This is a genomic window from Streptomyces sp. NPDC031274, from assembly GCF_055570235.1.
In genome coordinates this window covers 37,145-50,719 of record NZ_JBVIHP010000007.1, presented here as the reverse complement: position 1 = coordinate 50,719, position 13,575 = coordinate 37,145, and the positions used below count along the sequence as shown (strand labels likewise).

At 70.8% G+C, this 13,575-nt stretch carries 11 protein-coding genes; 2 read left to right on the top strand and 9 right to left on the bottom strand.

Going from position 1 to position 13,575, the window contains the following annotated elements; all coding sequences use genetic code 11:
- Nucleotides 1-67 precede the first annotated feature (67 nt).
- Nucleotides 68-1,654, bottom strand: a complete 1,587-nt coding sequence (locus tag ACZ5CR_RS13710; protein WP_468857052.1) for an acyl-CoA mutase large subunit family protein — start codon at nucleotides 1,652-1,654, stop codon at nucleotides 68-70.
- A 133-nt stretch (nucleotides 1,655-1,787) separates the two neighbouring features.
- Between ACZ5CR_RS13710 and ACZ5CR_RS13705 the strand changes: the two genes are divergently transcribed.
- Entirely contained in the window at nucleotides 1,788-2,699 is a 912-nt protein-coding gene (locus tag ACZ5CR_RS13705; protein WP_468857050.1) for a L,D-transpeptidase family protein, read from the top strand.
- 274 nt (nucleotides 2,700-2,973) lie between these two features.
- On the opposite strand, the gene ACZ5CR_RS13700 is transcribed toward ACZ5CR_RS13705, so the two are convergent.
- The 4 genes from ACZ5CR_RS13700 to ACZ5CR_RS13685 all read right to left on the bottom strand — a co-directional run bounded on the left by ACZ5CR_RS13700 (nucleotide 2,974) and on the right by ACZ5CR_RS13685 (nucleotide 6,198).
- Complete coding sequence (locus ACZ5CR_RS13700) at nucleotides 2,974-4,074, bottom strand: hypothetical protein (RefSeq protein ID WP_468857047.1); 1,101 nt, start codon at nucleotides 4,072-4,074, stop codon at nucleotides 2,974-2,976.
- Nucleotides 4,074-4,739 carry an RNA polymerase sigma factor gene (locus tag ACZ5CR_RS13695; RefSeq protein ID WP_468857044.1) on the bottom strand — a complete coding sequence of 222 codons (666 nt, stop codon included), beginning with the start codon at nucleotides 4,737-4,739 and terminating at the stop codon, nucleotides 4,074-4,076. The genes ACZ5CR_RS13700 and ACZ5CR_RS13695 overlap by 1 nt, the downstream gene beginning before the upstream one ends.
- Before the next feature lie 525 nt (nucleotides 4,740-5,264).
- On the bottom strand, nucleotides 5,265-5,555 hold the full coding sequence (locus ACZ5CR_RS13690; RefSeq protein ID WP_468857041.1) for a hypothetical protein: 291 nt from the start codon (nucleotides 5,553-5,555) through the stop codon (nucleotides 5,265-5,267).
- Between the two features lie 13 nt (nucleotides 5,556-5,568).
- A complete protein-coding gene (locus ACZ5CR_RS13685) occupies nucleotides 5,569-6,198 on the bottom strand; it encodes an RNA polymerase sigma factor (RefSeq protein ID WP_468857039.1) in 630 nt (209 codons plus the stop codon).
- Nucleotides 6,199-6,405: 207 nt separating this feature from the next.
- On the opposite strand from ACZ5CR_RS13685, the gene ACZ5CR_RS13680 reads away from it, so the two are divergent.
- Nucleotides 6,406-9,147 (top strand): FG-GAP-like repeat-containing protein, encoded by a 2,742-nt coding sequence (locus ACZ5CR_RS13680; protein WP_468857037.1) that lies wholly within the window; start codon nucleotides 6,406-6,408, stop codon nucleotides 9,145-9,147.
- Nucleotides 9,148-9,226: 79 nt separating this feature from the next.
- Here the strand turns inward: ACZ5CR_RS13680 and ACZ5CR_RS13675 are convergent, their stop codons facing one another.
- From ACZ5CR_RS13675 to ACZ5CR_RS13660, 4 genes are all read right to left on the bottom strand, one after another.
- Nucleotides 9,227-9,847: a hypothetical protein gene (locus ACZ5CR_RS13675; protein WP_468857034.1), complete on the bottom strand. Its 621-nt coding sequence runs from the start codon at nucleotides 9,845-9,847 to the stop codon at nucleotides 9,227-9,229.
- A gap of 146 nt (nucleotides 9,848-9,993) precedes the next feature.
- Nucleotides 9,994-10,500 carry a hypothetical protein gene (locus ACZ5CR_RS13670; protein WP_468857031.1) on the bottom strand — a complete coding sequence of 169 codons (507 nt, stop codon included), beginning with the start codon at nucleotides 10,498-10,500 and terminating at the stop codon, nucleotides 9,994-9,996.
- 200 nt (nucleotides 10,501-10,700) lie between these two features.
- On the bottom strand, nucleotides 10,701-11,555 hold the full coding sequence (locus tag ACZ5CR_RS13665; RefSeq protein WP_468857029.1) for a DUF4328 domain-containing protein: 855 nt from the start codon (nucleotides 11,553-11,555) through the stop codon (nucleotides 10,701-10,703).
- A 211-nt stretch (nucleotides 11,556-11,766) separates the two neighbouring features.
- The gene (locus tag ACZ5CR_RS13660) at nucleotides 11,767-13,377 is read right to left on the bottom strand and encodes a beta-N-acetylhexosaminidase (RefSeq protein ID WP_468857026.1); all 1,611 of its coding nucleotides are present in this window, start codon (nucleotides 13,375-13,377) and stop codon (nucleotides 11,767-11,769) included.
- Between the last annotated feature and the right edge of the window lie 198 nt (nucleotides 13,378-13,575).

The window sequence follows — 13,575 nt, the reverse complement described above, 5'->3', positions numbered from 1 at the left end:
CCCGAACCCGGGGCAGCACCCAAGCCCGGGACACCCGAGCACATCAGAACGTCTGAACGTCTGAACGTCAGAACGCGTCCGTCGGCACGTACGCCCCCCACACCTCCCGCAGCGCGTCGCACACCTCGCCCACCGTCGCCCGCGCCCGCAGCGCGTCCTTCATCGGGTGGAGGACGTTGGCGTCCCCCTTCGCCGCGTCCTTGAGCGACGAGAGCGCCGCGTCCACCGCTGCCTGGTCCCGGTCCTGCCGCAACTTCGCGAGGCGGTCCGCCTGCTGGGCCTCGATGGCGGGGTCGACGCGGAGGGGTTCGTAGGGCTCCTCCTCGTCCAGTTGGTAGCGGTTGACGCCGACCACGACGCGCTCGCCGGAGTCGGTCTCCTGCGCGATGCGGTAGGCGGAGCGCTCGATCTCCGCCTTCTGGAAGCCGCTCTCGATGGCGGCCACCGCGCCGCCCATGTCCTCGACGCGGTCCATGAGGCCGAGGATCGCGGCTTCGATGTCGTCCGTCATCTTCTCGACGACGTACGACCCGGCGAACGGGTCGACCGTGGCGGTCACGTCCGTCTCGTACGCGAGGACCTGCTGCGTGCGCAGGGCCAGGCGCGCGCTCTTGTCGGTCGGCAGGGCGATCGCCTCGTCGAAGGAGTTCGTGTGCAGGGACTGGGTGCCGCCGAGCACCGCGCCGAGGCCCTGGACGGCGACCCGCACGAGGTTCACCTCGGGCTGCTGGGCGGTCAGCTGGACCCCGGCCGTCTGCGTGTGGAAGCGCAGCATCATGGACTTGGGGTTCCGCGCGCCGAACTCGTCGCGCATCACGCGGGCCCAGATCCTGCGCGCGGCACGGAACTTGGCGACCTCCTCCAGGAGCGTCGTACGCGCCACGAAGAAGAACGAGAGGCGCGGCGCGAAGTCGTCCACGTCCATGCCCGCCGCGACCGCCGTGCGGACGTACTCGATGCCGTCGGCGAGGGTGAAGGCGATCTCCTGCGCGGGCGTCGCACCCGCCTCCGCCATGTGATAGCCGGAGATGGAGATGGTGTTCCACCTCGGGATCTCGGCCCGGCAGTACTTGAAGATGTCCGCGATCAGGCGCAGGGACGGCTTGGGCGGGAAGATGTACGTCCCGCGCGCGATGTACTCCTTCAGGACGTCGTTCTGAATCGTGCCCGTCAGCTCGCCCGCGTCCACCCCCTGCTCCTCGGCGACCAGTTGGTACATCAGGAGCAGCAGGGCGGCGGGGGCATTGATCGTCATCGACGTGGACACCTTGTCCAGCGGGATGCCGTCGAACAGGACCCGCATGTCGTCGATCGAGTCGATCGCCACCCCGACCTTGCCGACCTCGCCGCTCGCGATCGGGGCGTCCGAGTCGTGGCCCATCTGCGTGGGCAGGTCGAAGGCGACCGACAGCCCCGCCGTGCCGTTGGCGATCAGCTGTTTGTAGCGGGCGTTGGACTCGACGGCCGTGCCGAAGCCCGCGTACTGGCGCATCGTCCAGGGGCGCCCCGTGTACATCGAGGGGTAGACGCCTCGCGTGTAGGGGTACGCGCCGGGGGCGCCCAGTCTGGTCCCGGGGTCCCAGCCGTCGAGGGCCTCGGGGCCGTACACGGGCTCTACGGGCAGTCCGGATTCCGACTCTCGCGCACGCGCCATCGCTCTGTGCCTCCTGCCAGAGATCCTTCTCCGTTACTTCTCCGGTATAGCGGTCCTCCTCCAGCATGGGGCAACGTTCAGGGGTGGTCACTCGCGGGGAGGATTCTCCGTGGGTCTGTCGGGCAGTCGAGCGATGGCGGGGGACGTTGTGCGCAGAGGTGCGATAGCCGTGGGGGCCGTGGTCACGGTCGCCCTGGTCGGCGTCGGTGGGTGCAAGGCGCAGCCCGTCGATGCGGACGGCAAGGCGCAACCGGTCCGGATCTCTCCCACGAAGACGGATTCGGGCGGCCCCGAGGCGCCGTCCGGGACGCCCGAGGGGCAGCCCGGCGAGAAATCCGGCGAGAAGCCCGGCGAGAAGTCCGGGGGGACGCCCGAGGAGGAGCCGACCCCGGTGGCGACTCCGACGCCCGCCCCGAAGACCCTGCTCGCTCCCGGGCAGCGCGGCGACCGGGTGCGGGAACTACAGGCCCGGCTCCGGCAGGTCGCCTGGCTCTTCGAGGACCCGACGGGGACGTACGGCTCGGCCACGACCGCCGCCGTCAGGGGGTTCCAGGACAAGCGCGGCCTTCCGAGCACGGGAACGACGGACACGGTCACCTGGCAGAAGCTGGTCGGCATGACGCGCGAGCCGACGAAGTACCAGCTCTACTCCGGCGGTGGCATCCCGGCGTCGAAGCCCGACAAGCGCTGCATGACCGGCCGCGTCCTGTGCATCAGCAAGGAGAGCCGCACGCTGACCTGGATGATCGACGGCAAGGCCGTGTCGACGATGGACGTGCGCTTCGGCTCGCAGTACACGCCCACCCGCGACGGCACGTTCACCGTCTACTGGAAGTCCCGGCACCACGTCTCGACGCTGTACGACACCCCCATGCCGTACGCGATGTTCTTCAGCGGCGGCCAGGCCGTGCACTTCTCGTCGGACTTCGCGGCGAGAGGCTACAACGGCGCCTCGCACGGCTGCGTGAACGTACGGGACAAGAAGAAGATCGCGAGCCTGTTCGCGGCGGTCGAGAAGGGCGACAAGGTCGTCGTCTACAAGTGATCCGCGTCCACAAGTGATCTGTGTCCTCAAGTGATCCGCGTCTACAAGTGATCTGTGTCCACAGGTCTACAGATCTACAGGTGACCCGCGGAGATTAATCAGCGTGGGCGGGATCGGGGGAACGTCTCCCGCCCACGCTGGTGGCACGGAGCCAAAGGTACGGGGGGAACCCCTGGCTCGTGCGCGGGCCGATGACCAGTCGGCTCACTTCTTACTGCGTCGCTGCTTCAAAAAACGTCACACCCGGCCAGGACCGGCCGTGACCGGCCACGATCTACTGGGAATCGTCGCCCGGGAGCACGGGCTGCGCGCTGTACGAGCCGGTGGGAGTGGGCTTGGGAGTGGACGTCGGAGTGGGTGCCGGGTGCGGCACCGAAGGAGCGTCCACTGGCGGGAGGAGGGTGCCTCCGCCGTTGCCCCAGTGGTCGTTGCCGCCGCCGTTCGATCCGTCGCCGTCGCCGTTGTCGCCGTCGTGGTCGCCGTCGTCGTCCTTGCCGTCACCGCCGGCGTTGCCGCCGTAGTTGCCGCCGTTGTTGTTCTCGCGGTCGCTGCCGGAGCCGTACAGGACGCGGCCGCAGAACTCGGTCACCCGCTGGGAGCCCTTGGCGGCTTCCTCCAGGCGGCGCCTCTTGTCGCCCTCGAGCTTTCCGCTGCGGTAGTCGCGGCAGGCGACGACCACCTTCTGGTACCAGCCCTTGGCCTCGTCCTGGCGCTGCGGGTCGCCGGAGCCGGGCTTCGTGGTGTCCGCGCCGCCCTTGGACGGGCCTTCGGAGTTCCCCGCGTCCGGCGGCGGCGCGCTGCTGCCGGGCTCGGTCGAGGGGCCTTCCGGGGTGGTGGTCACGTCGTCGGGTTCCACGTCCGGGGAGCTGCTCCGGCCGCCGGGCGGGGAGGCGAGCGGTTCGGGCGAGGCCACGGACGAGGCGGAGGCCGCGGGGCCCGGCGTGTCATGGTGACCGAACGGCGAGGGGAGCACGCCCGTACCGGCCGCCACCGCGACCCCGCCGATCATGCAGCCCGCGAGGACGGCGGCGAGGCCGTAGCGCATGGGGCGGGCCCAGGGTGCGGGGCGCGGAGGCTCGACCTGGTGCCCGATATGCACCGCCTCGCCCGCTCCCACGCGCGTAGAAGCCGCCCGTGCCTCAGGGCCGCGAGACTCCCGGAACGCGGCGAGGGCAGCCGCTTCACCAGGGAGTTCGGAAGAAATGTCGGCAGGTACGACGGAGCCCGCGCGGTCGTCCGCCGCCAGTGCGGCCAGGGCCTCGGCCAGTCGTGCGGCCTGCTCCCGCCGGTGAGGGTCGGCGCCGTCGATGGGCTCACCGCTCAGCAAACGCTCCGCCGCGTCGCGGTCCAGCCACCTGTAATCCTCGTCGGCCATCACATGTCCTTCTGCGCCCGGACACGCGAATGCGTCACACCGGCAGGTGACACCGCGTGCCCTCGCCGCTCTCTCTGAGGCGGTACGGCGTCGAGCGCGCCCTCGTTCAACGGGCCTTCCGTGCCGAGCAGTTCCGCGAGCCGCTTCAGGCCGCGGTGCGCGGCGGTGCGGACCGCGCCGGGGCGCTTGCCGAGGGTCTTTGCGGCGCTCTTGGCGTCGAGGCCGACGACCACCCGGAGTACGACGGCTTCCGCCTGATCCTGCGGGAGCTGGGCTATCAGGGCGAGGGCGTCGCCGGTGGAGAGGGACTCCATCGCCTCGTCGGCGGTGTCCGCGTCGCCCGGCTTTCCGGTGAGCTCGGTCTCGTCGCCGCCTATCGCCGGGCGGCGGCCCCGCATGCGTATGTGGTCGAGCGCCCGGTTGCGCGCTATGCGGGCGGCCCAGCCGCGGAAGCGGTCGGCGTCGCCGCTGAACCGGTCGAGGTCGCGGGCTATCTGCAGCCAGGCCTCGGACGCGACGTCCTCCGCGTCCGGGTCGCCGACCAGCGTCCGTACGTAGCCAAGCAGCCGCGGGTGCACGGCGCGGTACACAGTCCGGAACGCGGTCTCGTCCCCGTCCTGCGCCGCAAGCACCGCGGCGGTCAGTTCCGCGTCGTCCCCCAGCACAACTTCTCCCTATGCGCCTACACCGGTTGCGGTCATGCCCCCGCAGAGCCTGGCGCGAAGCAGCACGCTACGGGCTGAAGTGGGCCCACGTCCATGTTTGGTACAACGTGCAACTAGCGCGTGACAGAACGCGGTGTGACAGAAAACGCACGCGCGGCGCTGAAGGGAATACGGGCCGCGTGCGGTCCGTCCGCGTGACGGCCGGGGTCTCTCCTGTGGGGGGTGGCGACCCCGGCCGCTCACCTTGGCAGGGGCCTGGCGGGGGCTGTGGGTGCCGCTGCTCTTCTTTTCGTCCCTGTCTTTTCTTCTCTGTCTTTTCGGCCGCGGGTGCGCTGTCGCTGGGCGCGCCGTTCCTCGCGCCCCTTTGGGGCGGTTCTTCTCGGCTCTTCGGCTGCGGGTGGGTTGTGGTTACGCGCGCCGTTCCCCGCGCCCCTTTCGGGGCTGGTCCCCGGCTCTCACTCTGCGGGTGGATTGTGGTTGCGCGCGCCGTTCCCCGCGCCCCTTTGGGGCGCTCATCCCCGGCTCTCACTCTGCTGGTAGGTCGTGGCTGCGCGCGCCGTTCCTCGCGCTCCTTTGGGGGGCTGCGTCATCTGGCCTGCCAAGGAGTGCGCTCGCCAGGATTGTGCTCGCCGCTGCTCGTAGTGAGCCCAGTGCTCCGGGGCGCCAGTCGTCGCGGGGGCGGGTGCGGGCCCGGTGGGTGCCCTCGTCCCGCGCGGAGCGGAACGCGGCGACCGCCCGGCGCTGTGCCTCGGCGTCGACGGCGCCGGAACGCACCGCCTCACCCAGCAGAGCGTCCACGCGTTCGTTCACGTCCATCCTGACTCCCCGGTCATCTCGACTCCCCAAGCGGACCGGCGCCGTCATCCGTCACACCCCGGGCATCGCCCAACCGTTCGGCGAGCCGCTTGAGACCCCGGTACGCGGAGGTGCGTACCGCCCCGGGGCGCTTGCCGAGCACCCGTGCCGCCGCCGGGGCGTCCAGGCCGACGACGACGCGCAGCAGCACCGCCTCCGCCTGGTCGCGCGGCAGTTTCGCGATCAGCGCGAGGGCGTTCTCCGTAGAGATGGATTCGAGCGCCTGCTCCGACGTGCTGTGCGGTCCGGGGAGTTCGAGGATGTCCTGTTCCAGGGCGGACGGGCGCGGCCTGGCCTTCTGGCGCCGCAGATGGTCGAGGGCCCGGTGGCGCGCGATGGTCGCCGTCCAGCCGCGGAAGCCCTCGCCGTCGCCGCGGAACCGGCCCAGGTCACGGGCGATCTCCAGCCAGGCCTCGGCGGCGATGTCCTCGGCGACCTCGCCGTCATGGCCGACAAGGCCCCGCAGGTAGCCGACGAGCCCCGGCTGCACCAGGCGGTACGCGACCGCGAAAGCCGCCTCGTCGCCCTCCTGCGCCCGCGCGACCGCGGCGCCCAGCTCCTCGTCCCCCGCCCGCGCTCGACGGGGTTCCCCTCCTCGACCCACGCTTTCCCATCCGTACCGATGCGGCACAGCTCACCGTGTCCATGCCCCCACGCAGAGCTGCGCCACGGCCCACAGAAATGTCACTGGACCGGATGGCGCTCGGAGTTCCCACGAAGCCTCCGTACAACCCTTTGACCCTTCAGGCAGTCGTACGCTCTCGCTTTGGCCAACCGGGTCAACCGTCAATTCCGCTAAGGGGTGGGGCATTTGAGCCCGCGCAAAACGCGCGAATCAGCGCGAAACACGCACGCGTACAGACCGCTGAGTCTCAAGCGCAGGGCGTGGCTGACGATCGGGGCCGTCGTGCTGGGGGGCGCGGGGGCCGTCACGTACGCGATGGCGGATCCCGTGACCGGGGATCAGCCGGGCGGCGTCTCACGAGGCAAGCGGCCGGTGAGCGTGCACGACATCGCGCTCAAGGCCGACGGCGCCAAGGAGCGGGAGCTGCCGCGCACGTCGACGGAGCAGTTCTCGCTGCTCGGCGTCTCGTGGACCGGCGTCACGAAGGAGCTGGAGGGCACGGCTCAGGTCCGTACGCGCTCCGCCGAGAGCGACAAGTGGACCGGCTGGCAGAACCTGGACCTGGAGCTGCACCTGCCCGAGAAGGCCGAGGCGGGCACGCGTGCCGCGTCAGAGCCGCTGTGGGTCGGCCCGTCGGACGGCGTCGAGGTCCGCGTGGTCGCGGCGGACGGCACCTCAAGTGCCGCACTGCCCAAGGGACTTGAGGTCAACCTCGTGGACCCGGGTGTGACCTCCAAGGAGGCGAAGAACCCGGCGCTCGACGGTTCGGCGATGACGCCGGCGGCGTTCACGGCCGACGAGACGGAGTCCCCGGAGCCGAACGATCCGACATCGAGCGATCCGACATCGAGCGATCCGAAGCCGAGCGAACCGGAGTCGGGTGCGCCCGCGGCGCCCTCCCCCTCCACCGAGGCCCCGGACCCCACGGTTCCGCCGACTCCGACGGTTCCGACGGCTCCGCCGTCCACCGTCGCCAAGCCGCCCATGATCAGCAGGGCGGCCTGGGGCGCCAACGAGTCGCAGGTCAAGGACCCGCCGGAGTACATAGACAAGGTCAAGGCGGTCTTCGTCCACCACACGGTCGGTACGAACGACTACAGCTGCGCCCAGTCGGCGTCCCTGGTCCGCGGCATCATGACGTACCACGTGGAGACCGAGGGCTGGAACGACCTCGGCTACAACTTCCTCGTGGACAAGTGCGGCCAGATCTTCGAGGGCCGCGGCGGCGGCACCGATCTGCCGGTGCGCGGCGCGCACACGTACGGCTTCAACGGCGAGTCCGCGGGCATCGCGGTCCTCGGTGACTTCGAGGGCAACGAGTCCCCGGCCACGGGCGAGACGTACAAGAAGGCGGGCAAGCCGACCCGCGCCGCCCTACAGTCCGTCTCCCGCGTGGCGGCCTGGAAGCTCGGCCAGTACGAGGGCAACCCTTCGGGCAAGGTCACGCTGACGGCGGCCGACGACACGGGCGTATGGAAGAAGGGCGACAAGCCCAGTCTGAACACGATCTCGGGCCACCGGGACGGCTTCGCGACGGCGTGCCCCGGCAAGAACCTGTACGCGAAGCTCGGTGAGGTCCGCCGTTACGCGTCGAGCGCGGGCCGCAGCTCGGCCGCGCCGACCGCCGACTTCAACCGCGACGGCATCACGGACCTGGTGGCGGGCACGCCCAAGGCATCGGGCGGCGTGGGCAGTCTGACGGTCGTCCCCGGCGGTCTGAACGGCCCGGTGAGCGGTTCGAAGAAGACCCTCACCCAGTCGAGCCCCGGCGTCCCCGGCGCCTCCGAGGCGGGCGACAACTGGGCGGCGGCCACGGCCTGGGGCGACATCAACGGCGACGGTCACGCGGACCTGGCGATCGGCGCCCCCGGCGAGGACGACACCACGAACAAGGACCGCGGCGCGGTCACGATCCTCTACGGCCCCACCTTCGACTCCGGCACGGACATGCAGCTGGCGGACGACTTCCACTACGCGGGCGCCAAGTTCGGCTCGGCCGTGGCGGTCGGCGACTTCAACGCGGACGGCAAGGCGGACGTCTTCGCGGCGTCCACCGGCACCGGCGGCTCGTGGGCGGCGCGCTTCAAGGCGGGCAACGAGGTGGGCGGCACGCTGACGTCGGGCGACACGGCCATCGCGTACGCCGATGCCGCGTCCGGCGACTTCAACCGTGACGGCTACGCGGACGTGGCCCTGAACTACCGCGACCAGGCCGGAATCGGCAAGGTCCAGTGGTTCAAGGGCACCAAGTCGGGCCTGAGCAGGGTCGGTTCGCTCTCGGTCAAGGGCGGCCGCTCGCTGGCGGTGGGCGACGTGAACGGCAACGGCTACGACGACCTGGTCATAGGCCAGCCGTACACGGCCGAGTCCAAGGCCTTCGCGGGCGGCCAGGTGACAGTGGTCCCGGGCACGTCGACGGGCTTCACGACCACCGGCATGAAGACGGTCCACCAGGACACGTCCGGAGTCCCGGGCGCCGCCGAGTCGGGCGACGCGATGGGCTGGTCGGTCTCGGCGGGCGACTTCAACCTGGACGGTTACGCGGACGTCCTGACGGGCGCCCCGAACGAGGACATCACGCGCGCCGGTTCGGCGAAGAAGGACGCGGGCACGTCACTCCTCCTGAAGGGCACGTCGTCGGGCCTGACGGGCACGGGCGCGCAGGCGTTCAGCCAGGACACGGAGGGCATCACGGGCTCCACGGAGTCGGCGGACCGCCTGGGCTCATCGGTCATGCTCGCGGACCTGTCGGGCTACGGCCGCGCCGACCTCGCCATCGGCGTGGACGGCGAGGACGAGGGCAACGGCACCATCCTCCAGCTGGACAGCACCGCATCCGGCGTCTCCACGACGACCGGCGCCTACTACGGCCGAACGCAGCTGGGCACTCCGGCTGCGGCCCACCTGGGCCAGACGCTGACGCCGTAACACCCGGTCCCTCTGGGGATTGCAGGAAAGTCCCGGCAACACGCCGATTTCGGGCGGGGTTTTCGGGACTTTCCTGCCATCACACCCTCATCCCCCGGGCCCGGCGTGAGACCACCGCCCGTAGCGTCCGGCGGCCCTCGGTGGTTACGTCCAGGGCCTGGCGCAGGGCGCCGGTGGCCGTGCCCGGGGTGGCGAGCAGCTCCAGGATGCGTACCTGGCGCCGCAACTCGGCGGCGACCAGCGGCGACATCCCCTCCGTACGTCCCTCACGCCTCGCGCTCACGGGCAGCGGCCGGGCGCCGCCGTCGAGGACGGTGTCGAGCAGCCGATGGATCTGCAGCGCGGCCACGGAGCAGGCGTCGGCCCACTCCCGCAGCTCGGCGGCGGACCGCGTGGAGGGCACGGCGCCGAGCATGCGGTAGGCGAGGGTGGCGGCCTCGTCCGCGGAGGAGTCCTCCAGTACGTCCGCACCGCCCAGCGTCATCCGGGCATCGGCGAGCGCCACGTCCCAGGCCCTGCCCTCCGCGAGGCTCGCCCACAGCGGACGCAGTACGTCGTCACCGCCGCCGCCACCGCCGCCTCCGCCTCCGCCTCCGCCTCCGAGAAGCGGTACGCAGCGGTCGAGGCAGGCGAGCCCGCTCGCCGCCAGACCCCTCTCGTCCGCTTCGGCCATCAGCTCGACCAGACTCGGGCCACCCATGGTGCACGCCTCCTGTTCGCGGACAACGGACAACGGACAACGAGCAACGGACAATGCGCGGACGGTGCACGTCCCCCACACGTCCCACACCCGCCCCACGCGCGTCCCCTACTGCGTTCGGTACTGCGTCCGGGCGCCCAGGAACGTCACTGCGGCACTACGCCGAGCCGGTCGAGGAAGCGGAAGAAGAGCTCCTCCGCCGAGGGCTCCGCCGCGGCCTTCAGCACGTCCAGGAGCGGCCCCGCCTTCACCGTCCTGCCCGACTCCGCCGCCCACGTCACCGCACGGTCCGCAGCGTCGCGCGGCTCCAGGAAGTAGTCGTCAAGGCTCAGGCCGTCGTCGCCGAGGTACGCGGTCATCGCCTCGCGGGCCAGGCACGTGGTCCACGCGCCGCTCTCCGGGGCCGCCGCCTCGACGACCACGCAATCGCTGTCCATGACGTAGCCGAAGAGCGCGGGCGAACCCGTCTCCAGGGCCAGGGTGTTCATGTTGCCGACGTCGCGCGCGCCGTCGCCGCCCGGCACCTCCCACACCTGCCAGCCGTCGTCCCGCTGCACGAGGAGACTGAGCTCGTCCCGCACCGCCGCCACCGCCGCGAGCTCCACGAGCGGCCGCTCGCTCCTGCCCACGACGTAGTAACCCCAGTAGCCCATGCTCGCGTCTCCCCGTGTACGGCTTCGATCGGCTTTGGGCGAATACACCACAGACGTATGCAAGTTCGCCACCAAAAAGCCGAAAGCGGATCTCGCGGGCCTCTCAGACGGAATCTCCCCGCGGGCCTCTCAGAGGAACTCTCTGAGCCGGAAATCCTCCAGGTCTGACCGCTCAGACCCGACCCCTCAGACCCGCCCCCTCAGACCGAGTGCACACCGCCGGCCACTGGCCCAGACCTGGCCTTCGCGTCCTGCATCCGCGTCAGGCGGCGTACGACGAGGATCGCAAGCACCGCGGCCGCGATGTCCACGACGTCCGCGAACATCATCCCGGAGACCGCCGCGTCGATCTCGTCCGCCTCCTCCGCGTCCCAGTACCCCGCCGACGCCCACCGCCCGACGAGGATGCTCGCCACCCACAGCGTCCACCAGCCGTTGACGAGCGGGTGCGTGGCGCGGGCCGATGCGTCGCCGAGGGTCATCGTGCGGTCAAGGGCCACGGAGCGGTCGCCGCTCGCGTCCCAGATGTCCAGCGTGATCCGGCGCGGGACCCACAGGTTCACGAAGGGCACGAACCAGCCGCCCACCGCCCAGCCGCGCGTCTTGCCGTGGATGTACGGCTCGAACACCTCGGCGTTCACGCGGACGCGGTAGAACCAGCAGAGGAAGACGACGCAGGTGGCCACGAGCACGGCGGTCTGGAGCCAGCCGGAGACGGCGTAGAGGGTGTCGGCGCGCTCGGCCTCCCGCACCAGATCCGTTCCCTGGCCCACCACCCCGTAGCCCACCCCGCGGTCCAGGCTCATCAGGTCGTCCATCACACCCTGGATGACCGTGCCCGCCCACAGCGAGTACAGGTCCGCGGCGATGACGCCGACGAGCAGCGCGACGGTCGCCCGGGCCAGTGCGACCGGCGAGCGGAGATAGGCGAGGTTCCCGTTGGACGCGTACCCGGGACGAGGCGCCGGCTGCGCGTGTGCGGCGGCCGTGACACAGATGCCGCAGAGGCCGTCCGATGTCGTCGCCGTATTGAACTGACATTGCGTGCACAGCATGGCTGAGCGACCCCCCACGGGTTCACCAGGAACACAGGAACAAGAGAACGAACAAGACAGACCGACTGGACAGACCCACTAGGCAGACCGACTGGACAGACCGACTGGAGAGACGGACCAGACGGACGGACCAGACGGACGGACAAGCCAGCCGGACAGGACGACAGAGGCCGCCCACGTCCCTCCCCAGGGCGTCGGCGGCCTCCGGAACTTATCCCACCTGGTCGGCCAGCTTCACGAATTCTCCCCAGGACGGACCCGGTTTGCGTGCATCCCACAGCTTCTGCGACGTCGCCCGCAGCGGCATCCGGACCCCCTGGGCGACCTGCGCCTGCGTCTGCGACCCCGCGAGGTCGCACCAGACCGCGAAGGTGCCGCCGAGGATCTGGTCGTCGTACTCCGCGCTCACCGGCTTCGTCCCGCGGATCACCCGCGGGGTCCACTGCTCGTAGATCCGCTGCCCGGTGGGATAGCGGAAGGTGTTGGGCTGGCCGAGGACGTAGTAGAGGTACTCGTCGTTGTAATTGACGACCTTCCGGCCCGCCTTCAGGTACTCGGTCGGCTCCCTCGCCCCGATCTCCTTGCCGGTCCAGTACGCGACTTCGAGGTCGTCGTCGGCCTTCTCGACACCGCCGCGGAAGAATCCGTCGTTCCAGGCCTTGAGCCCGCGCTCGTAGGGGCGCATGGTCTCGGCACGGTCGTTGAGCCAGCCGGTCGCCAGATCCTGGACGCGGGCGCCGGACCCGTACTTCTCGCGGGCGGCGGAAGCCAGTTGCGGGTAGCTGGCCTCCGGGTTGTCGACCGTGAGGGCTTGGTACTCGTCGGCGCCCAGATGCCAGTAGCGGCCGGGGAAGAGGTCCGCGTACTCCTCCAGGAGGTCGTCGACGATCTCCGCCGCCTGCGGCTTGGAGATGTCGACGGCGCCGCGCGCAGCGACGCCACGGGTGTCGCGGAGCTGGAGCGAGGGGTGCGCGGCGATGACCGCGCCGAGGTGGCCCGGTGAGTCGATCTCGGGCACCACGGTGATGTGGCGGCTCGCCGCGAGCTTGAGGATGCGGCGGACCTGCGCCTTGCTGAGGTGGTCGCGGGAGACGATCTCGGGGTGCGAGTCCGACTCGATGCGGAAGGCCTGGTCGTCGGAGAAGTGCAGGCCGAGCTGGTTGTACTTGAGGTCGCCGATCTCCCGGATGCGGTCCTCGATCCACTCCGCGTCGAAGTGCTTGCGCGCGATGTCGATCATGAATCCGCGCTGGGGCTTGGCGGGACGGTCGCGTACGACGCCTTCGGGCGCGGTCCGGTCGCCGCGCACCTCCTGCTTCAGGGTGCGGGTCCCGTAGAAGACGCCCGTTTCGGCGGGGGCGCTGATCTTGACCCGTTGCCCCTTCACGGACAGGGTGTACGACTCGTCCCTGCCCTCGGAGGCGTCGGCCTTCTCCGGGGTGAGCGCGAGTTCCACGTCGCCCTTGCGGGGGTCGGCGTCACCGGCGTACTTGAGTTTCAGCTCACCGGCGAGCAGCTTGCCCTCGTCCGCGAGGTCGTCGTCGCCGACGACGACACGCCCGCCGTCCTTAGGCTTCCAGCCCGGTCCGCGCGCCGCGGTGTGCTCGCGTACGGCGGGGATGGTGGCGGGGGCCTTGGAGAGGGCGTACGACTTCGAGGGGGTCGGGGAGGCGGCGGACTTGCTGTCGGAGGGCGGCGACGCACTGGACGAGGGCGCTCCGTTCCCGCCGTCCCCGTCGTCCGCCCAGACGGCCACGGTCAGGGCGACGGCTCCGGCGGCCACGGCCGCGGCGGAGGCGAGGGCGATGCGGCGGGGGATCACTGGTTACCGCCTGATGCGGGGCAAACGGGTGAGGGGCAGGGAGAGATCCGCCGCGAAGCGGCGGCACAGCGAGCCCCCCGCCGGGCGGGGCGGGCGCCAGGGACATCAGCAGCAGTCAGAGCCAACATCCGCCCACGGTAAGGCGGGGCCCGTGGCCGCCCCGTCCACAACGCGAAGCGAAACTCTCCCATCCGGGTG